The 18,952-nt window shown below is 68.6% G+C and carries 16 protein-coding genes and 1 pseudogene; 11 read left to right on the top strand and 6 right to left on the bottom strand.

Features of this window, described 5'->3' with window-relative positions; genetic code table 11:
* The first annotated feature begins 19 nt into the window (after positions 1 to 19).
* Complete coding sequence (locus ACVTJA_RS51335; protein ID WP_465832122.1) at positions 20 to 175, top strand: hypothetical protein; 156 nt, start codon at positions 20 to 22, stop codon at positions 173 to 175.
* Positions 176 to 196: 21 nt separating this feature from the next.
* On the top strand, positions 197 to 631 hold the full coding sequence (locus tag ACVTJA_RS51330; RefSeq protein ID WP_465832120.1) for a hypothetical protein: 435 nt from the start codon (positions 197 to 199) through the stop codon (positions 629 to 631).
* Here ACVTJA_RS51330 and ACVTJA_RS51325 read toward each other — a convergent pair.
* The gene (locus tag ACVTJA_RS51325; RefSeq protein ID WP_465832118.1) at positions 621 to 1,292 is read right to left on the bottom strand and encodes an NAD(P)-binding oxidoreductase; all 672 of its coding nucleotides are present in this window, start codon (positions 1,290 to 1,292) and stop codon (positions 621 to 623) included. The genes ACVTJA_RS51330 and ACVTJA_RS51325 overlap by 11 nt on opposite strands.
* Positions 1,293 to 1,318: 26 nt before the next feature.
* Entirely contained in the window at positions 1,319 to 2,527 is a 1,209-nt protein-coding gene (locus ACVTJA_RS51320) for a phospholipase D-like domain-containing protein (RefSeq protein WP_465832116.1), read from the bottom strand.
* A gap of 167 nt (positions 2,528 to 2,694) precedes the next feature.
* Here ACVTJA_RS51320 and ACVTJA_RS51315 point away from each other — a divergent pair, with 167 nt between their 5' ends.
* The 3 genes from ACVTJA_RS51315 to ACVTJA_RS51305 all read left to right on the top strand — a co-directional run bounded on the left by ACVTJA_RS51315 (position 2,695) and on the right by ACVTJA_RS51305 (position 7,703).
* Positions 2,695 to 3,216, top strand: coding sequence for a DUF2378 family protein (locus ACVTJA_RS51315; protein ID WP_465832114.1), 522 nt, complete (start codon positions 2,695 to 2,697; stop codon positions 3,214 to 3,216).
* 66 nt (positions 3,217 to 3,282) lie between these two features.
* On the top strand, positions 3,283 to 6,828 hold the full coding sequence (locus ACVTJA_RS51310; RefSeq protein WP_465832112.1) for a protein kinase domain-containing protein: 3,546 nt from the start codon (positions 3,283 to 3,285) through the stop codon (positions 6,826 to 6,828).
* Positions 6,825 to 7,703, top strand: a complete 879-nt coding sequence (locus tag ACVTJA_RS51305; protein WP_465832110.1) for a methyltransferase domain-containing protein — start codon at positions 6,825 to 6,827, stop codon at positions 7,701 to 7,703. Before ACVTJA_RS51310 ends, ACVTJA_RS51305 begins: the two co-directional genes overlap by 4 nt.
* A 15-nt stretch (positions 7,704 to 7,718) precedes the next feature.
* Here the strand turns inward: ACVTJA_RS51305 and ACVTJA_RS51300 are convergent, their stop codons facing one another.
* The gene (locus ACVTJA_RS51300) at positions 7,719 to 8,210 is read right to left on the bottom strand and encodes a serine/threonine protein kinase (protein WP_465832109.1); all 492 of its coding nucleotides are present in this window, start codon (positions 8,208 to 8,210) and stop codon (positions 7,719 to 7,721) included.
* A gap of 11 nt (positions 8,211 to 8,221) precedes the next feature.
* Complete coding sequence (locus tag ACVTJA_RS51295) at positions 8,222 to 9,154, bottom strand: DUF2381 family protein (protein WP_465832107.1); 933 nt, start codon at positions 9,152 to 9,154, stop codon at positions 8,222 to 8,224.
* 34 nt (positions 9,155 to 9,188) lie between these two features.
* Here ACVTJA_RS51295 and ACVTJA_RS51290 point away from each other — a divergent pair.
* Positions 9,189 to 9,392: pseudogene (locus ACVTJA_RS51290) on the top strand (hypothetical protein); the annotation flags it as partial.
* A gap of 14 nt (positions 9,393 to 9,406) precedes the next feature.
* Here ACVTJA_RS51290 and ACVTJA_RS51285 read toward each other — a convergent pair.
* Complete coding sequence (locus tag ACVTJA_RS51285) at positions 9,407 to 9,826, bottom strand: DUF4267 domain-containing protein (protein WP_465832105.1); 420 nt, start codon at positions 9,824 to 9,826, stop codon at positions 9,407 to 9,409.
* A 145-nt stretch (positions 9,827 to 9,971) separates the two neighbouring features.
* Here ACVTJA_RS51285 and ACVTJA_RS51280 point away from each other — a divergent pair, with 145 nt between their 5' ends.
* Positions 9,972 to 10,901: an AraC family transcriptional regulator gene (locus tag ACVTJA_RS51280; RefSeq protein ID WP_465832103.1), complete on the top strand. Its 930-nt coding sequence runs from the start codon at positions 9,972 to 9,974 to the stop codon at positions 10,899 to 10,901.
* A 523-nt stretch (positions 10,902 to 11,424) separates the two neighbouring features.
* Here ACVTJA_RS51280 and ACVTJA_RS51275 read toward each other — a convergent pair.
* Positions 11,425 to 11,808, bottom strand: coding sequence for a hypothetical protein (locus ACVTJA_RS51275; RefSeq protein WP_465832102.1), 384 nt, complete (start codon positions 11,806 to 11,808; stop codon positions 11,425 to 11,427).
* 253 nt (positions 11,809 to 12,061) lie between these two features.
* On the opposite strand from ACVTJA_RS51275, the gene ACVTJA_RS51270 reads away from it, so the two are divergent.
* The 4 genes from ACVTJA_RS51270 (at position 12,062) to ACVTJA_RS51255 (ending at position 18,839) form a co-directional block, all read left to right on the top strand.
* Positions 12,062 to 12,799, top strand: a complete 738-nt coding sequence (locus tag ACVTJA_RS51270; protein WP_465832100.1) for a 2OG-Fe(II) oxygenase — start codon at positions 12,062 to 12,064, stop codon at positions 12,797 to 12,799.
* A gap of 575 nt (positions 12,800 to 13,374) precedes the next feature.
* Positions 13,375 to 16,077 (top strand): DEAD/DEAH box helicase, encoded by a 2,703-nt coding sequence (locus tag ACVTJA_RS51265; RefSeq protein ID WP_465832098.1) that lies wholly within the window; start codon positions 13,375 to 13,377, stop codon positions 16,075 to 16,077.
* Between the two features lie 3 nt (positions 16,078 to 16,080).
* Positions 16,081 to 18,108: an ATP-binding protein gene (locus ACVTJA_RS51260; RefSeq protein ID WP_465832096.1), complete on the top strand. Its 2,028-nt coding sequence runs from the start codon at positions 16,081 to 16,083 to the stop codon at positions 18,106 to 18,108.
* Complete coding sequence (locus ACVTJA_RS51255; RefSeq protein WP_465832094.1) at positions 18,105 to 18,839, top strand: hypothetical protein; 735 nt, start codon at positions 18,105 to 18,107, stop codon at positions 18,837 to 18,839. The genes ACVTJA_RS51260 and ACVTJA_RS51255 overlap by 4 nt, the downstream gene beginning before the upstream one ends.
* Positions 18,840 to 18,952 lie beyond the last annotated feature (113 nt).

The following is an 18,952-nucleotide window of genomic DNA, read 5'->3' as shown; positions in this document are numbered from 1 at the left end:
CCAGGGGACACTGCCCGTCATGCACGACGAGCTCCTGGCGCAGGTCCGCGAGGCGTACGGCCCCCTGGGGGCGCTGGACGGCACCGGCGCGGCCGGCCGCTCCGAGCTGGCGAAGCGCTTCGCGATGCTCCCCGACGGCCAGGTGGCGCGACTGAACCGGGCCTCGGTGCTCTAACGCCTCCACTCCGGCCCGCGTATGTCACCCCGCAAGTGGAGATATCTCATCACCCTCCTCGTACTCGGCTCGTGCCTGGGGTGCGGCGGCCTGGCGTGGCTTCTCGACGCCTTCGACGGCGTCGACCTGCTCGACATGGAGAAGGACGAGCGGGACTTCTCGCAGGCCGAGCAGCGGAAGCTCTTCGACACCTTCTTCCCGGTGGCCGTCCCCCAGAGCGCCTCCGACGTGCGCATCCACTACCAGGGCTTCCAGGAGTGGCAGCTGGACATCTCCTTCACGCTGCCCCCCGATGACTTCGAGACCTTCGTCTCCCAGCTCACCCCGAAGCCCGACGAGCCCGGGGTCTACGTGGGGCGCACCCAGATGGTCGACGGCGGCTTCCTCGCGGATGGCTCCACCATCACCGTGGAACCCGAGGCACGGCGCGTGAAGCTCACCGCCTTCACGTGGTGACCGGCGGCTTCACGCCCGTCGCGTCCACTTCCGCCCAGAGGCTGTCTCCCTCCAGGACCGCATTGAGCGGAGCCCGCCGCTCGGACACGCGCAGCAGCACGGCGGCGAGCTGCTCCAGGTGGATGATGCGCAGGTTGCGGAACAGGGTCAGCCGCGAGAGGACGCGGAGGACGGACGGTGGCTGGTGGTACTCGCCCTCGAAGGCCGGGGGCCGGAGAATCGTCCAGGGGATGCCGCTCTCGCGCACCAGCCGCTCGGCCTCGGCCTTGGCCTTGAGGTACGCGCCCACCGGACGGCCCGCGCCCATGGAGCTGAGCAGCACGAAGTGGTCCACGCCCGCGCGCTTCGCCGCCTCCACGAGCTGCCGCGTGGTGCCGATGTCGCTCGTCTCGTAGGTGTCGCCCGAGCCGAAGCGCTTGCGCATGGTGCCGATGAGCTGGAGCACCGTGGTGTAGCCGCTCATCATCTCGATGAGCGTCTCGCCGTCGGACAGCTCCACCACCGCCTTGCGCGGCCAGTCCTTCACCAGCTCGCTGTCGGCGCTCTTCGGCCTCACCTGCGCAATCACCGGCACGTGACGCGCGAGCGCCTGACGCATCAGCGTACGGCCGGTGGCACCGGTGGCTCCGGCGACGAACAGGTGGCGGGACGGCGTTTCCATGGGGCCTCCGAGGTGGAGTGAGCAGCCTAGCGCGCGGCCCGCTCGGCGCGGACTTCCTTCGCGTGCGTGAGGTCCTCCTGGAAGAAGGACTCCATGGTTCGCGCGGCCTCGTCGTCCTGGAGCACCAGCGAGCCCTCCTCCAGCAGGTTGAAGGAGAGTGGGTCGTAGTTGATGGAGCCCACCAGCACGAGTCGGTCATCCACCAGCATCGTCTTCGCGTGAATCATCGACGGCTGGTACTCCCAGATGCGCACTCCCGCCTGGAGCAGCTCGTCATACGCCGCGCGCTGCGCCACGGTGATGACCTTCTGGTCGTTGTAGTCCCCGGGCGCCAGCACCCGCACGTCCACGCCCGCGCGGGCCCTTTCAACCAACTGCTTCGACAGCGCGTCATTGGGCGTGAAGTACGCCTGCGCAATCCACAACCGCTTCCGAGCCGCGCGCACCATGAGCTGCGTCAGGCGCTCGGCGCGCGTCACCTCGGGATTCGCGGTGCTGCCCACGAAGGCGGCCCAGCCCTCGCCCGCGCCGTCCAGGCCGGGCACCGGCTCCGCGAGCGCGGGGAAGTCAGTCACGGGCAACAGCTCGCCGCTGGCCTCCTGCCAGTTCTCCGCGAAGGCCTGCTGCATCTGCGCCACCACCGGGCCTCGCACCCACGCGTTGGTGTCGCGCCACTCCTTCTCGCTCAGGCCGTCGCCCAGCCACTCGTCCTGGATGGCGAGGCCTCCCGTCACCGCCACCCGCCCGTCGACGATGACCAGCTTGCGGTGGTTGCGCGCCAGGTTCTCGTCCGCGGGCAGCGGGCGGAACAGGTGCGCGCGGCAGCCGGCCGCTTCCAGCCGGGGTTTGATTTGCGCCTCGAAGCTGGGGCTGCCCAGCGGGTCCACCAGCACGCGGCACGTGACACCGTCGCGCGCCCTCGCGGTGAGCACCTCCAGCAGCCGGTCCGACGCGCGGCCCGGCCGCCAGATGAACATGACGATGTTGACGGAGACGCGGGCCTGTTTCACCTCCTCGGTGATGGTGTCGAAGACGGCGCCGTTGTTCACCCAGCGGATGTGATTGCCCGGCACCATCCGCATGCCGACGGTCTGATACAGCGCTACCGCGAAGTCCTCGCCGTGCGAGCCCACCGCGCCCTTGAGCTGGAACGGGCGCGACTTCTCCTTCGAGCAGCCCGCGGCGCACCCCGTCAAAACCGCCGCCGCCAACGCCACCGCCAGCCACCGACGCATCCGCCGAACGCCTCCCTCAGGCCTTCCCAGATGACCACCATGGCCAGGGGCGTCAGCCTGTGGGACAGGCACTCTGTCGTCCGCTGAGCAGCTCGCGGCTACCTGGCGGATTGTGTCGCCGGGCAGGCGGGCTAGCATGCGCCCGCTTGCAAACCCCCGAACCCCTCGTGTTTCAGCAGAGCTTCGAAGGTCTCATCCGCGCGCTGGGAGACCAGCTCGACGAGCGCTGCGCGGGACGCCTTCGGCAGGTGGGTATCAATGCGAAGGGCTCGCTCGCGCCGGCCTACCCGCTGGACGTGTGGGTGGGCGCGCTCCGGGTGGCGGCCGAGACGCTGGCCCCCCAGGCCCCGCTGGAAGAGGGCGCCATCGTCGTGGGCCGCCGCTTCGTGCAGGGCTTCGGCTCCACGCTCATCGGCAATGCGCTCCTGGCCACGGTGCGGCTCCTCGGGCCAGAGCGGATGCTGGCGCGGATGACACGCAACCTTCGTACGGGCACCAACTATCTGGAGACCCACATCCAGCAGCTCGGGCCCACGCGGTACTCGCTCACGTGCCGGCCCGTGGTGGTGGCGGGTTTCTATGTGGGTCTGTTTCACGCGGGCCTGGTGGCCAGCGGTGCCCGCGAGCCCTCCGTGCGGATTGTCCGGCGAGAGGGCGAGGAAGCTGTCTACGACATCGCCTGGAACTGAGCACGGAGTGACACAACCCGCGAAGTTTCCCGGGTTGTCTGTATCATGCGGGGTGGGCGGCCCCCCATGCGTCAACTCCCTCTCGAAGAACCCCAGCTCCGGCCGGAGGACACGGCCCGTCGTCTCATGGACGGCGAGGTGGTGGGAGGCCGCTACCGAATCATCGACTTCCTGGGTCGGGGCGGCGCGGGCACCGTGTGGCGCGCGCAGGACCTGCTCGCCGGCCCCGTCGCACTGAAGTTGCTTCACCGGACGCTGGAGGACCTGGCGCGGCTGCCGCCGAGTCCGGACACTCCGTCCTCCGCCGCGCGGCATGAGCTGGCGCTGTCACTGGCGCACGAGTTCCAGACGCTCGCGTCGGTGCGTCACCCGCATGTCATCAGCGTGCTCGACTACGGCTTCGACTCCGAGCGCAGGCCGTACCTGGCCATGGACCTGCTGGAGGACGCGAGGGATTTGGTGCGGGCCGGCGCGGGCCAGCCGCTGCCCGTGCAGGTGGACCTGCTCGTGCAGACGCTGACGGCGCTCGCGTACCTGCACCGGCGCGGCATCATCCACCGCGACTTGAAGCCGGCCAACGTGCTGGTGGCTCACGGGCAGGTGAAGGTGCTGGACTTCGGGCTCGCGGTGGGCCGCGACCACGTTCACCGCGCGCAGCCCGCGGGCACGCCGGGATACCTCGCGCCGGAGCTGTTCGAGGACCAGCCGCCCTCGGAGGTGACGGACCTCTTCAGCGTGGGCGCCATGGCGTGCCAGATGATTTTCGGCCGGCTGCCGCACGCGGGCCGGGTGGACGCGCCGCCGGGCTTTCCTTCCGCGCTCAAGGCGCTGCTGGAGCGACTGGTGTCGCCGGACGCGAGGCGGCGGCCGCGCGGCGCGGACGAGGTGATTGCCGCGCTCCGCGCCGCCACCGGCCACACGGCGCCGCGGGAGTCTCCCGCCACGCGCGAGAGCTTCCTCCAGTCCGCGCGCTACGTGGGCCGCGCGCGCGAGCAGATACGCCTGACCGGCGTGCTGGAGGATGCGCGCAAGGGACACGGCGCCGCGTGGCTCGTGGGCGGCGAGAGCGGCGTGGGCAAGTCGCGGCTGCTCGAGGAGCTGCGCGCGCTCGCGCTGGTGCGGGGCGTGGCGGTGCTGCGCGGGCAGGCGGTGGCGGCCGGTAGCAGTCCGTACCAGGAATGGCGCCCGGTGCTGCGCTGGCTGTCCATCCTCACCACGCTGGAGGAGCGCGAGGCCAGCGTCCTCAAGCCGCTGGTGCCGGACCTGGAGACGCTGCTGGGCCACGCCGTGCCGGACCCCGCGGAGCTGGGCGCGGAGATGGCGCAGGCGCGGCTGATGCAGGTGGTGGAGGACGTCTTCGCCCGGCTGCCCCAACCCACCGTCGTCATCCTGGAGGACCTGCAGTGGGCGCGCAGTGAGTCGCTGCTGCTGCTGGCCCGGCTCGCCACGCTGGCGAAGGCGCAGCGCCTGTTGCTGCTGGGCAGCTTCCGCGACGACGAGGCGCCGGAGCTCCCGTCGCAGCTCCCGGGCATGGAGGTGCTGCGGCTGCCTCGGCTGGACGCGCTGGAAATCGCGGTGCTGAGCCAGTCGATGATTGGCGCGCAGGGAGCGCGGCCGCACCTGGTGGACTGGCTGCGCCGCGAGACGGAGGGCAACCCCTTCTTCCTCGTGGAGGTGGTGCGCGCGCTGGCGGAGGAGGCGGGCGGGCTGGACAGGCTGGGCGACATGGCGCTGCCCGAGCGCGTCTTCGCGGGCGGCGTGCGCAAGCTGGTGCGGCGGCGGCTGGAGAAGGTGCCGGAGGTTCACCGCGAGCTGCTCAAGCTGGCCGCGATTCAGGGCCGCCAGGTGGACGTCGCGCTGCTCCAGCGCGCGGCACCCGGCGAGGACGTGGAGCGCTGGCTCAACGACTGCGCGGCGGCGGCGGTGCTGGACGTGGCGGACGGCCACTGGCGCTTCGCGCACGACAAGCTGCGCGAGGGCGTGCTGGAGGAGCTCTCCTCCGAGGAGCGGCCCGTGCTGCACCGCCGCGTGGCGGTGGCGCTGGAGGCCGCGCACGGGGACGGCTCGGAGTGGACGGCGGCGCTCTGCTACCACTGGGGCGTGGCGGGGGACCGGGTGCGCGAGGCGGCGTACGCGCGGCGCGCGGGCGAGGACGCGCTGCGGGTGGGCGCGTGCCGCGAGGCGGTGCCCTTCCTGCAGCGCGCGCTGGAGCGCGTGTCCGAGCAGGGCGCCGACGCCGTCACCCTGGGCCACCTGGAGGCGTTGCTCGCGGAGGCCCGCTTCCAGTTGGGAGAGCTGGCGGAGTTCCGCACCCTGGCGGAGCGGGCGCTGCGGCACTTCGGCTGGCCGGTGCCGTCGTCTCGCATGGGCTGGGTGCTGGGCACGCTGGGGCAGGTGGCGCTGCGGCTGGCGCAGAGCGCGCGGCCGGAGGTGTACGACGCGGAGACGGAGGAGAAGCGCCGGGTGAGGCTCGTGGCGGGGCGGCTGCTGATGCGGCTCACCGACGCGTTCATCTACGCGCAGGAGGCGCTGCCGGTGCTCTGGTCCGGCCTGCGCACGCTGAACCTGTGCGAGCCCGCGGGCGCATCGCCGGAGCTGGCGCGTGGCTACACCAACATGGCGGTGGTGGTGGGGACGGTGCCCATCCACCCGGTGGCGGAGGCGTGGGTGGGGCGAGCCCGGCACGTGGCCGAGCATGTGGGCAGCCCGTCGGACCTGGCCTACGTGCTGGTCCGCAACGCCGTGTACGCCGCGTACGTGGCGCGCTGGGCGGACGTGCGTGAGTGGGTGGAGCGTGCCATCGGCATCGTCGACTCGACGGGAGACCTGCGGCTGGCGGAGGAGTGCCGCTCGTTCCTGACGGTGACGTACCTCTACCAGGGGAAGTTCTCGCAGGGGTTGCCGCTGATGGCGTGGGTGGAGGGCTCGGCGCGGCGGCGCGATGCCTTGCAGACGCAGCACTGGGCGCTGCACTACCAGGCGCACATCCACCTGCGGCTGGGCGACTACGCGAAGGCCCGCGCCGCGCTGGAGCAGACGCTGGCGTGGACGGAGGCGCACGGCGGCCAGACGGACCGCATCATCGTGGAGGGCACGCTGGCGCTGCTGCGGCTGCGCGAGGGCAACCCCGCGGGCGCCCGCGAGGTGGCGGAGAAGGCGCTGGCGAAGCTGTCGGCCAGCAAGCCGGTGGCGCACTTCGTGTACTTTGGAGTCGTGTCCGTGGCGGAGGTGCTGCTCACGCTGTGGGAGCAAGAGGGCGCCTTCGACGCCACGCTGGCGGCGAGTGCGAGGGCGGCGCGCAAGGCGGTGGACGCGTTCGCGAAGGTGTTCCCCTTCGGCAGGCCCGCGGCGCTGCTGTGGCGCGGGAGCGAGGCGTGGGCGCAAGAAGACGCGCCGCGTGCGTATGAATTATGGCGCAGGTGCATCCACGTGGCGGAGAAGCTGGGCACGGCCTTCGAGGAGGCGCGGGCGCGGCTCGAGCTTGCGCGCCACCTGCCGCCGGATGACCCTGCGCGGCGGATGCACGCGCAGCGCGCGGCGGAGTTGTTCACGGAGCTGGGCACGCGGGAGGAATTGGCGTGGACGCGGGCGGAGTCGCTGCGGCGGGTATGACGGGGCCATTCATCCGGGACGTGGAGCGGCTGGCGTGTCCGGCGTGTCGTGGGGCGCTGGTGTTCCACGGGCAGGAGCGGGACGGGCGCGTCTTCTACGGCTGGCTGCGCTGCGGCGGCTGCGGCGAGGCGTGGTCCGTGCAACGCGGCATGGCTCGGCTGTATCGCGAGGACGCGGTGCGCGGCACGGACCGGCTGATGCGCGTCATCTACGACGGGCTGCCCGTGCTGCATGACCCGCTGACGGCGGTGCTGACACCGCTGCTCCAGTCCGTCACCGAGTCGCGGATGCGCGAGCGGTACATGCGGCGTCTGGAGTTGGGGACGCTGCGGCCTCGCGAGGACGGGCAGCCGGTGCGGGTGCTGGAGGTGGGGGTGGGCTCGGGGGCGAACCTGCCGCTGATTCGCAAGGACTTGCCGCACGGGCTGGACGTGGAGCTGTGGGGCGTGGACCTGAGCGAGGGCATGCTGAAGCACTGCCAGCGGCGGCTCGTGCGCGGAGGCTTCGAGTCCGTGCGGCTGATGATGGCGGACGCGCATGCGCTGCCGTTCCCGGAGGGGATGTTCGACCGGGTGCTGCACGTGGGAGGGATTGGCGGGTACCGGGAGCCGGCGACGGCGCTGGCGGAGATGGCGCGCGTGGCGAAGCCCGGGACGCCGCTGGTGGTGGTGGACGAGCAGCTGGACCCGGCCTTCCGGCCCTCGCTGCTCCAGCGCGCGGCGTTCCGGGCGATTACGTTCTACTCGCGAGACCCGCACTGCCCCCGGGAGCTGCTGCCCCCGGGCGCGGTGTCTGTGATTGAGGAGCAGGTGGCTCCGTTCTACTACTGTCTGTCCTTCCGGATGGCGGAGGACTCCGCGGCGACCTCGGGTTGAGCGGAAGGCTCAAGGCTACCGGAACGCATCGACAATGAACGCCGCTGCGACAGAACTGTCGAGGATGGCGGTTCCCGGCTTCGACTCGGGCCGCTTCCGCATTTGGTCATCGCCGAGCCGCGCCACCGCGCAGATGGGAACTTTATCACCGTCCGGTGCCTGCGCTTCGTAGTACCGAATCACCACTTGTGGACCGCTCGTCCAGACCTGACCATACAAGCGGCTCGTCACTCCGAGCGGACCGAATTCCTCCCTCAAGACGCTCTCAATCGAGCCGTCGTAGAGCGTGACGCGCCGACTCCCGACCTGGTTCGCGTCGAGATCGAGCAACGCGCTATCCCCAACGCGCAGTTTCATGTAGCGCATCGCCTTCCTTGACTCCTCTGGGCACTCCTGCGGACCCGGACTGCCGTCGGGGCGCAGCGACACTCCGCCGGTCGTGGTGCAGCCGGAGGAGGCAGCAAGCAGAGCGATAGAGCTGAGCAAGAGGGCTTTGACGTCGGGCATGAGCGGCACTTCTACTTCCGAATGAGCGTGTGATCCATTGCCACGGCCACCTGAAGGAGACCGTCCCCACGGAAGATCTGGAGGGCCAAATCGGCGAGCTGCCCGCCTTCCATTTCGAAGGCGCTCTTGTCCACAACGACTGCGAGCCTTCCTGACTGACCGGGAACGATTTCATTCCGGTCCATGCGAAGCGCGAAGGGACGAGCCGTGTAGCGAGTGAAGTCGCGGGTCAGGTAGGCACCGTCGAACTCCCACGGCCCGCCATAGTAGGTGTTCGTCAGCGTAACGACGACTGCCGCTTTGCCGGGTCCTGCGAAGAGCTCGACGACCATGTCCATGTCTTCGTTTTTCGGGCGGACGACCTTCACGCGCCGAAACGGCGTCTTCTTCACCTCGCCGTTCGCGAGCAGCGTTGCGAGCGCGTGATCGACGGAGTTCTCTTCCTTCTTGAGCCGCTCGTTCTCCTCGCTCAGCTTGCGCTCGCGGTTGAGCGAGTCATAGAGAGACGAGAGGACCACGTTGTAGCTGTCGGTGTCTTTGAACACGTTGACCTGATAGTCGATCCATCCCCAATTCTCGCGACTCTTGGGCTTCACAAGGAACGTGAACTTCGTCCCATCAACGAGCGTCACGAGCAGGGGCAGCGCCTCGCCGCTGTCGAGGTCACGCAGCGGCTCGATAACCACCTTCTTGCTTCCCACGAGCAGGGGCTCGAACCGCCCCTCCCAAGCCAGGAGATTTGTCTTCGCCGGATCGACGTCCTGTTCGAAGCGGAGGACGCTCGCCACCTGCCAGGAAACGTAAATGGGCGGCGCCTCCTGGCCTGGATGTGCCGGCACCTTGAGGGTCCGAATCGTGAGCTTTTCTGCCTCATCCCTGGCCTCTGCCGGCGAGGTCAGCAGGACGAGAATCAGACCATACCTGAGAAGTGGGAGCGTGCGCATGGCGAGGACAACGTACCAGGGCGGGTAGGTAGCATCCAATGTCGCCCTGCGCATGAAATGCCCGGGGGCCCGCTGGAAGGAGGAGTCCGGCCAGCACGTCTTGGACCTCCGCGCCCTGGTGCTCTCGGACCGATGGGACGCGGCCGTGAACCTCACGCTCGCGTCGCAGCGCGGGGAGGTGCGGCGCGCCGCCTGGGCAGGATGGGCGCCACACCCCGTGGTAGCGACCACGGGCTGAGCGAGACCCTCCGCTCACTGCGCGCGAGCGGCGCGGCCGCGCAGCAGCGCCGCGGCGAGGAAGACGCCGAAGATGGCGGCGCTTCCGTGGACCGAGAGGGCCAGGGCGAGCGAGGCACCGTGCTTGATGACGGTCAGCGCATCCACCACGGGCATCACGATGGAGGTGAGCACGAAGACTCCCGCCGCGAGCCGCTGCCGGGCGAGGACCAGGCCGACGATGGCCAGTCCGATGCCGAGGTCCCTCCCAGCCTTGATGCTCAGCCAGGGGAGGGCCTCGGACCCGGAGAGGGGAATCCCGAAGCCCTGTGCCGCGGCCACCGGGTTGAGGGTGGCGTTGATGCTGATGAAGAGCATGAAGGCGCCCAGCAGCAGGGTGAACAGGGCGGTGGGCGAGGTGAGCTTCCAGGACAAGTCGTTGCGGTTCGTATCCATGTTGCCTCCGAGCGCGCCGTGGCGCGTTTCACGAGGCGTAATGTGCCCGTCGGGGCCTCCACGTACCATTCGTGGACGGCTCATTCTTTTGCCCGAAACGCTCAGCTCCCGGGCGGGCCGGGAGGGTTGTTGATAACTTGGGGGCATGGATGTCTCCCGCGCTTCCGACCTCCTCGGGCAGATACTCGAACGCACGCGGCTGCGAGGGCAGCTCTACTGCCGCACCGTGGCGCGTGCTCCGTGGGGGCTTCGCTTCCCGACGACATCCGTGGCGACCATGCACCTGGTCACCTCGGGGAGCGGGTATCTGGTGCAGGGGCGTGAGGTCATCGCCCTGGGGACCGGGGATGTCGTGCTGCTGCCTCGGGGTGAGGGGCACTCCGTGGCGGACTCGCCGCGCACGCCGAAGGTGCCGCTGGAGCAGTGGCTGGCGGAGCGCGGTGATGGGCCCGTGCACGTGCTGGGCGGCAGTGGAGCGGAATCGCGGTTCCTCTGTGGCCACTTCGCGTTCGACGAGCCGGGAGCGCATCCGGTGATGCGCCTGCTGCCCGAGCGCGTGCACCTGCGTGGGGACTCCGAGGCGGTTCGCGCCATGCTGCCCACGGTGGCGCTGCTGGAGCAGGAGTACGAGCGCTCCGAGCGCGGTGTGTCGGTGGTCGTGTCCCGGTTGCTGGACGTGCTGCTGGTGCAGGTGTTGCGAGCGTGGGCGGATGAGCAGCCGCAGGGTGGGGCGGGGTGGCTGGGGGCGCTCGGGGACAGGTCGCTCGCGAGCGCGCTGGGGTGGATGCACTCCGAGCCCGCGCGGGACTGGAGTGTGGATGAGTTGGCGCGCCGCTCGGGGACGTCGCGGGCGACACTCGCGAGGCGCTTCGCGGCCGAGGTGGGCATGGCGCCTCATGCGTACCTCACTCACTTGAGAATGCAGGAGGCCGCCGCGCAGTTGCGCCAGGGTGACGAAGGGCTCGCGGCGATTGCGGCGCGCGTGGGTTACGACTCCGAGTTCGCGTTCAACCGGGCGTTCCGCCGGCACATGGGTGTGCCTCCCGGGGTGTACCGGCGGCAGGCGCGGTCCTGAGTTGTTGAGCATGCCGCGTCGGCGGCGCGCCCCGAGCACTGCGCAGCCGCCGTCGGTGGCAGTGGCCGACCCGCGCGACTGGAGCGCGCGGGTGGACCCACGTCACACGAGCTCGAGACTGATGGCCCGGCTCCGGGCACCAGGCATCAGCTTCAATTCACCACGATGGGACAGCCGGCGGGAGTGGCGCAGGAGATGACACTTCCCGATGCGCTCCTGCAACAGGTGGTGCAGTACTGTCCGGTCGGAGTCGGGCCGCACTGCCCGACCTCCCCGTCGACCCGCTCGGTCGCGACGCCCAGGGAGGAGGGCTCCTCCGTATCAGCCTCCGTCCCGCCACACCCCATCAACAGCGCCGCCACCAGCAATCCTCTGAGAGTGCCTCGCATGCATGCTCCTGGGTCTGGGTTCAGGTGTTAACGGGTTGCAATAGTATCACGACCTTGTGTCGGGTGCCGCGCGGCCGTTGTTTGCCGGCCACGTCGCGCAGGTGGGCTGAAGTGGTGCCAACGTCGTCAGCGCTTCAGGCAACGCTCTTCCGCGTCCGAGCACGCATGCGGTCGAGCAGTGCGACGACGAGGAAGGCGGCCGCGTACATCGTGCCCACGAGGAACGCGGGATGGACGAATGCGACCAGAGCGATGGACAGGGCGAGACACGCCAGGAGTCCGGCGACCTGCTTCCGGCCCCAGCTTCTTCCGATGACGACCTGGTCCGGAGGCGGGCTCCAGCCCTGGGCTCGCAGGCGCTCGACTTCGGCTCGGAATGAGGCCCGCTCTTCATCCGTCGCGGCGAACCAGGCCCAGGTGTCACGCAGGAAGACGCCCGGCAGTACCAGGGCCAGGAGCACGAGGGGCTCTTGGGTGACCGCCACCGTGATGGCCGCACTGGCCATGATGGCCGCCATGCTTCCCAGAAGGACGTAGCCGGAGCTGTGGGTCGGCGAAAAGATGCTTCGCCCCCTACCGAACCGCACGACGAGTTTGGGATGCCATGCCATGGCGTGAATTCTATGAACCCCGCTCTCTTTCTGCGCAAGTAGCGGGTCGCCTCCCGCGCGTGCCTGCGCCATCTCTCGGCTGAAGGGAGCTCACCAACATGGACTGCAGAGCGATGAGGCATGGGATGGCACGGCTGGCGGCTCGCGCGGAGGTGACGCCATGACCGCCGCGCTGCGCCGACGCAAGGCGTCTTCCCTCTCCGAGCGCGTGGCGGCGCTCGACTGGGAACGCATCTCGGCGGACCTCGACACTCGAGGCTGCGCCACGGTGAGCGCGCTGCTCACTCCGGCCGAGTGCGTGGCGCTCGCGGAGATGTATTCGTCGGACACCGCGTTCCGCAGCCGCGTGGTCATGGCCCGGCACGGCTTCGGGCGTGGCGAGTACAAGTACTTCGCCCATCCGCTACCTGCGACCGTCTCCACCCTCCGCACCGAGCTGTACCCACCGCTCTCGCGCATCGCCAACCGGTGGAACGAGACCATGGGCATCGACGTGCGCTACCCGGACGCGCATGCGGCGTTCCTCGCGCGCTGTCATGAAGCCGGGCAGACGCGGCCGACACCGCTGCTCCTCCAGTACGGCGAGGGCGACTACAACTGCCTCCACCAGGACCTCTACGGCGAGCACGTCTTCCCGCTCCAGGTCGCCTTCCTCCTCTCCGTCCCGGGCCAGGACTTCACGGGAGGGGAGTTCGTCCTCACGGAGCAGCGCCCGCGCATGCAGTCCCGAGCGGAGGTGGTGCCGCTGGGGCAGGGGGACGGCGTCATCTTCGCGGTCCACCACCGCCCGGTGAAGGGCACTCGCGGCCACTACCGCGTCAACATGCGTCACGGCGTGAGCCGGCTGCGCTCCGGGCACCGGCACACGGTGGGTATCATCTTCCACGATGCGCAATGAAGTGAGCGTTCGCCGCGATTGATGCGCGGCCCGTGTGACGCACACCTGCCAACGGTAGAGAGGCATTCGGTGCGTGGTACTCCGGCGGAGCCTGCTTTAGTCGAAGGAGTCGCGCCCCCCGAAGTTGCTACTCCGTCGTGTTTGCGATGAACCCACGGGAAGCAGCGTTTTTTGCGGTCGGCTGTTCTGGTGGGCGGACGTGGCGGCAACGGAGCATTGGCGATTTCGGGGGGCGCCATACCTCTCCAGGGTGAGCCGGTCAGCGTGGCTGTGCACTTGAGGCGACTGTCCCTGCCGGTCCATCGTGACGGAGTGTTCGTCCCGGCTTTGCCCAAGGATGAATCCGGGTCGTTCTTGCCCCTGTCTGCCAGTGTTTGGCGTGAAGGGATTCATCTGGAATGCTTCGTCCAGTGACTCCAGACTTGCGCGCACCTTCTTTTCGTTGGTTCGTCGAAGCCGACACGTTGTGTGTTTCCTTGAAGGATCTTCCTCGCGAGCTTGCGTCTCGCGTTGCGCTTCGTGGGGAGGAATGGGCATCCAGGGGGTGGCGAGACGCACACCATGCGCGCTTTTCCATGAGCCAGTGGGTCGCCCTGGGGCGGCCCACCGAAGGTGGAGCTGACGACGAGGAGCGCGCTGCCCTCCAGGAAGAGTGGGTCACGCTCCAGCACCTGCTCATGGACCTACTGGAACTCGAACAGCAGGACGTGAGCTGCGAGGTGGTAGGCATTCCTGGAGGGAAGGGGGCGCGATACCGCATCCGCGTGGATGGTAAGGCCATTCCCGAGCCTCCAGCGGCCCTGCCCTGGTTCGTCTCTCAGAGAGAAGGAGTTCATCGCCCGCTGACGCCTACTGCCGCCTGGGCGTGTGTCGAGGCTGGCTTCGCGACCCATGCCGTGCCTGCCGCGCAGCTTGCGCGCGTGGCCCGCCTTCGGAGTGGGCTGGAGGCGGCCTCCAGGTTGCTGGAGGGGAGGATTCAGTTCTCCCCCACGGGGTATCTCCAGAAGTTCGAGCCCCAACCCGTCACACGGCTGCGACTGCGCTGGGAGCGCGAGTCCGACAACCCGAAGGTCGTCTCCCTCCAACCTTTCGCCGTCCGTCAGGACGGGACGTCGGTACCACTGCCCCTCGAAAGCCTCCGCTCTGGCGGCATCGCGGGGGACGCGCACCGCCCGTTGCTGCTCCCCGAGGGCGCCGAAGAGGTGCTGGAGCGCGTCCGTCCGTTGCAGCGTCGCCTCCCCAGGGACGTGGCGCGCGAGTTCTCGGACCCTGGTTGTCTCGTCCCAGAGGGACGTAATGCGGATGGGTTCCTGGACCTGTCCGAGTACTCGGAGCGGGTGGAAGGCTTCGAGGTACTACGGGGCAGGCAGCCCTCCGAGCGGATGGAGGGCTCGGGGCTGGAGTGGTTCGTGGCGGTGGAGGAGGACGGATTCTCGCTCACGCTCCAGGTCGAGTCGGAGGACGGCGGGCCTTCTCGTTCGATTCATCTGACTTCGCGCGAAGAGGCGCTGGAGTTGTTGCAGCGCAACGACGCCGCTTTGAAGCAGGGCGGTTCCACTCCGCTGCTCGTGAGGGGCATTCCCTTCCCCGCCAGCGAGGCACTGGGCAGTCAGCTCCGTGGCGTGCTCGGGGTGACGGAAGCGCCGGACCGGAAGTCGGACGCAGCGGAGTCTGGGAATGGAGGCTCGTCGAAGGCAGGTGGGCGTGTAGGCGCAATCATCAAAGAGGGGGGCATTGCTTCTCCGGTGACTCGTTCCGAGTCGGTACATCATTCCGTGTCCTGGGAAACGCTCGCACGGGTGCTTCGGCCCGGCGTGCAGCTCAAGCCGCACCAGAAATCGGGGATCGAGTGGCTGTGGCAGCACGCGAAATCCGGAGGGCCGGGCGTCCTGCTAGCGGACGACATGGGGCTGGGGAAGACCCTGCAGGTCGCGTGTTTCCTGACGCTGAGGCAGTTGGAGACACCTCCTGCCCAGCGGCGCCCGCATTTGGTGGTTTGTCCCACCATCCTGCTCGAAAACTGGGAGCAGGAGCTGGACCGCTTCTTCGAGGCGCACGTCTGGCCCGCGCCCTACGTGCTGCATGGCGCGGGGGTGCATGCAGTGATGCGCGACGGCGGGCTCAATACGGTCTTCCTCGCCCGGCAGGAGCTCATCCTCACCAACTACGAGACGCTCGGCGCCCACCAACGCTCGCTGCTGAAGATGGACTTCGACGCCGTTGTCTTCGACGAGGCCCACAATCTCAAGAACCCGGACACACTGCGCTCCCGTGCGGCACGAGCGCTCAAGCGGAGCTTTGCCGTCGCCCTGACGGGGACTCCCGTGGAGAACGAGCTCCTCGACATCTGGGCCATCTACGATGCCATCCAGAGCCGGATGCCCCGCGTCTTCGACACGCGCGCATCCTTCAGGCAGCGGTTCCAGGGCGACGGCGCCGTGCAGTCACTTCGTCAGGCACTCGGCTACCCCAAGTCCGACTGCACGCTGCTGCGCCGCGAGAAGTCGGAGGCGCTCAAGGACCTGCCTCCCAAACTCCCCCAGGTCGTCGAGGTGGAGATGACGTCCTTTCAGGAGGACGCGGAGCGGAGAATCAGCGCGCAGGTCCGGGAGAAGGGCGCCTTCTGGGCGCTCGACGCTCTCCAGAAGCTCTACCAGCATCCGGCGCTGCTGCACGGTTCTCGCCGCCTGTCCACCGCGACGGTGCTCTCCGAGAGTCCCAAGACGGCGCTGTGCCTGAAGCTGCTCAAGGGGATTGCGGCTGGTGGTAGTGGCGCGGAGCCGGAGAAGGCGCTGGTGTTCGTGCTGTCGCGTGCCATGCAGGACCTGCTGGCACAGCTCATCCAAGAGGAGTTCGGCCTCGACACGGTACCCATCATCAACGGGGACCCGGAGAACCGGCGTCTGGCGCTGCGCCACATCGACGCGTTCTCCCGGGCCAGCAGCTTCCGCGTCCTCATCCTGAGCCCCATTGCAGCGGGTGCGGGGCTCAACATCGTGGCCGCCAACCACGTCATCCACTACGGACGCTGGTGGAACCCCGCTAAGGAAGACCAGGCCACGGACCGGGCACACCGCATCGGCCAGACGCGGAATGTGCATGTCTACTACCCGCTCCTGCACCGGCGGGGCTCTCCCGATGCGGGCTTCGACAAGCAACTGCACGCGCTCGTCGAGCGCAAGCGCGCCATGGCGCGAGGGTTCCTGTCGCCAGAGCCGGATGACGCGAGCCAGTACGCGAAGGTGCTTCAGGAGTCCGAGCGTGAAGGGGAGGTGTGAATCATGACCTTCTGGTCCAACGTGTTGCAGGACACGCTGCTGTTGTCGGTCGTCGCGGTGATGTTCTGCATGATTGTGCTGGCGCACGCGGCAGCCGCGCTTCGCGGGCGTATGCTGATAGGGGCGGTCCAGGCGCTGGAGTCCCAGTTGAAGGCGTTGCTCACGGGCGCGCGCGCCGAGCCTATGGGGCGCGTGGAGGCGCGGGCCCTGTGGCGCGCCATCCGCGAGCAGCTCGTCTTTCCTCCGGGAAGCCAGAAGGTGCCGGGGCCCGTCCTCATCCGCACCTCGCCGTCCCGGGAGCTGCGCGAGACGTGCCGGGCCCTGTTCCGGCATTCGTTCGGGCAGGGCCTGGGGCGCAACCTGACGGGGCTCGCGCTGGTGATGACTTTCGGCCTCCTCGGCTACACGCTCGTCATGCCCGTGCAGGAGGCGCTGCGGAGCTCCAGCACTGCGGGCTCGACCTCCCAGGCGGACCTGCTCTCCCAGGCCATTGGTGGTATGGGCGCGAAGTTCTTCGTCTCCGCCGTGGGTCTGGCGGGCTCGTTCCTCTTCCAGGCCTTCTCCTCGCTCATGGAGCGGCGACTGCTGGCCCGGCTGGACGCTATGCGGGTGCTCTTCGAGCAGGAGACCCGCACGCTCGACGCGCATGAGGTACTGAGGGCCGACGCGCGCGGAGACGCACTGGGGGCGCTGCGCACCGAGTTGGCCCAGACGCGCGAGGAGCTGTGCTCGCAGCTCGAGAAGCTGGAGAGCGTCAACGTCAGCCTCCAGGAGATTGGCGGCGACGTGAAGACGCACCTGGGCACGATGATGAAGGAGCACGTGGGTGACGTGCTGACGCGCCAGCTATCCTCCGTCGAGGTGACGGCACGGGAAATCGCTGAGAACCTCCAGCGCACCATTGCCACTGGTTTCGCCACGACCTTGCAGCAGGAGATGTCCACGGTTCGCGGGCACCTGGAGGGAATCCAGAAGGCCCTCTCCGAGCGGCAGGAGCACGACCTCGGTCGAATCCTCGAACAGCTCAGGGACTCTGTGTCCGGAGGCTTCCATTCCCAGTCGCAGGACATGGCTCGCCAGTTGGAGCAGCTCACGGCCGTGTTCCCGAGGCTGGAGAGCCAGTTCGACAGCCTCTCCAGGAGCCTCGGGGAGAACGCGCGCCAGTGGGGGAGCGAGAACCAGCGCGCCATCGACACGCTCGCGGAGAAGGTCACCTCGATGGTGGGCAGTTTCGACCAGGTGCGCACTGGTTTGGAGGCAGCCACTGAGCGGGCGCTGGATGCCTCGACCGAGTCCTCGCGCCGACTGAACACCGAGAACCAGCAGGTGCTGGGGCAGCTCAGTGGCACGGTGTCCGAAGTAGTGGGCCGCTTCGAGGAGGTGCTCGCGGGAATGAATGGCAGCACGAAGGCCCTGATGCAGGCCGCTGCCTCCTCCGCGCAGAACCTCCAGGACCATACGGTCCGTCAGTCGGAGAACCTTGGTGACCATGTAAAGGCGCTTCAGGCTGCCGCGAACGTGGGAATGCAGGACCTGAACGTCCGCTCCGAGGCGTTCTCTCGGAGCATGCAGCAGACGCAGGACGGGCTGCTGGCGCTCACGAAGCAGCTTCAAGAGACCGCCGTGCAGCTCGTCTCCGCCACGCGCGGCGTCAGCGCGACGCAGGACGGCGCCAGCAAGGTCACCAGCCAGATGGCCCAGGTGGCGGACAGCTTCAGCAAGGCAGCGAGCGCCTTCCAGCAGCAGTCGGCGGGGCGAATCGCCGTCGTCGAGGACGAGCGGAAGCTGCTCACCGCGCAGAAGGAGGCGCTGGACAGAGTGGACCCTCTGCTCTCTGGACTGGTTCGGACCTACGAGGAGTCCGTCAAGAATCAGGTCCAGTACTTGAGTAGCCAGTGGATGCAGGTGATGAACAAGCTCACGTCCGTGTCCGAGACGGCCTCTGGTGAGCTTGCCCAGGGAGTGGACGAGCTGTCCGACGTAGTGAAGGAGTTGAAGGATGCGCTGAAGCAGCAAGCGAGGCGCACATGAGTGCCGGGGGGGATGGCAGCGAGCGCTCGCTGGCGGACCTCATGGCCGGCGTCGCCGTGGTGTTCCTCCTGTTGGCTGTCATCTTCATCCTGGAGGCGCGCAAGCAGCAACAGGCCGCCATCCAGGAGAAGGAGGCCGCCATCGGCAAGGTGGACTCGCAGAAGGAGGGCGTGCAGGCGTCGCTGGTCGCGCTGCGGGCCGACCTCATCACGCTGGACGCCGCGCTGGATGGAGGGTTCATCTCCCTGAGCGGGCTTGATGGCGGGGTGAACTCGCTGGAGATTGAGTTCAAGAACCTCCAGTTCGGGCTGGGCCAGTGCAGCACGCCTCAGGCCTACGTAAGCCAGTTCGAGCGCGGTGCCGTGCCGCTGATTCACCGCGTCTGCGAGGCGGTGGACGCCATGCGGGACGCGGGCGCGGAACCGACCATCATCCTGGAGGGCCACACGGACGACCGGCCGTTCCTGGGCACCAGCAACGAGTGCGGCGTGCGAAACGGTGTGGCTTCGGCCAGCTTCGAGAACAACGTCAGGGCCAGCTCCGCGCGGGCCCAGGAGGTGTTCTTCACCGTGCGCAGCCAGCTCGCGGATGCGGGGTACGAGCGTGAGTGCCTCGACTCGAACTTCGTCGTCTCGGGGCGTGGACAGACGGCGCCGCGCCCCGGAATGTCCGGCAACGAGCCGGCCAACCGCCGCCTGGTGATTCGCGTCCGCGGAGACCTTCGACTGTAGGAGAAACCGATGGGACTTGAGTCCTGGCTGGGGAAGGTTTCCGAGCGTCAGCGCACCTTCAAGGCGGAGCTGGAGACGTTCCGGGTGCAGTCGGAACGTGGACTCAAGCTGCT

Source organism: Pyxidicoccus sp. M6, assembly GCF_055568925.1.
This window is presented reverse-complemented; position numbering and strand designations above follow the sequence as displayed.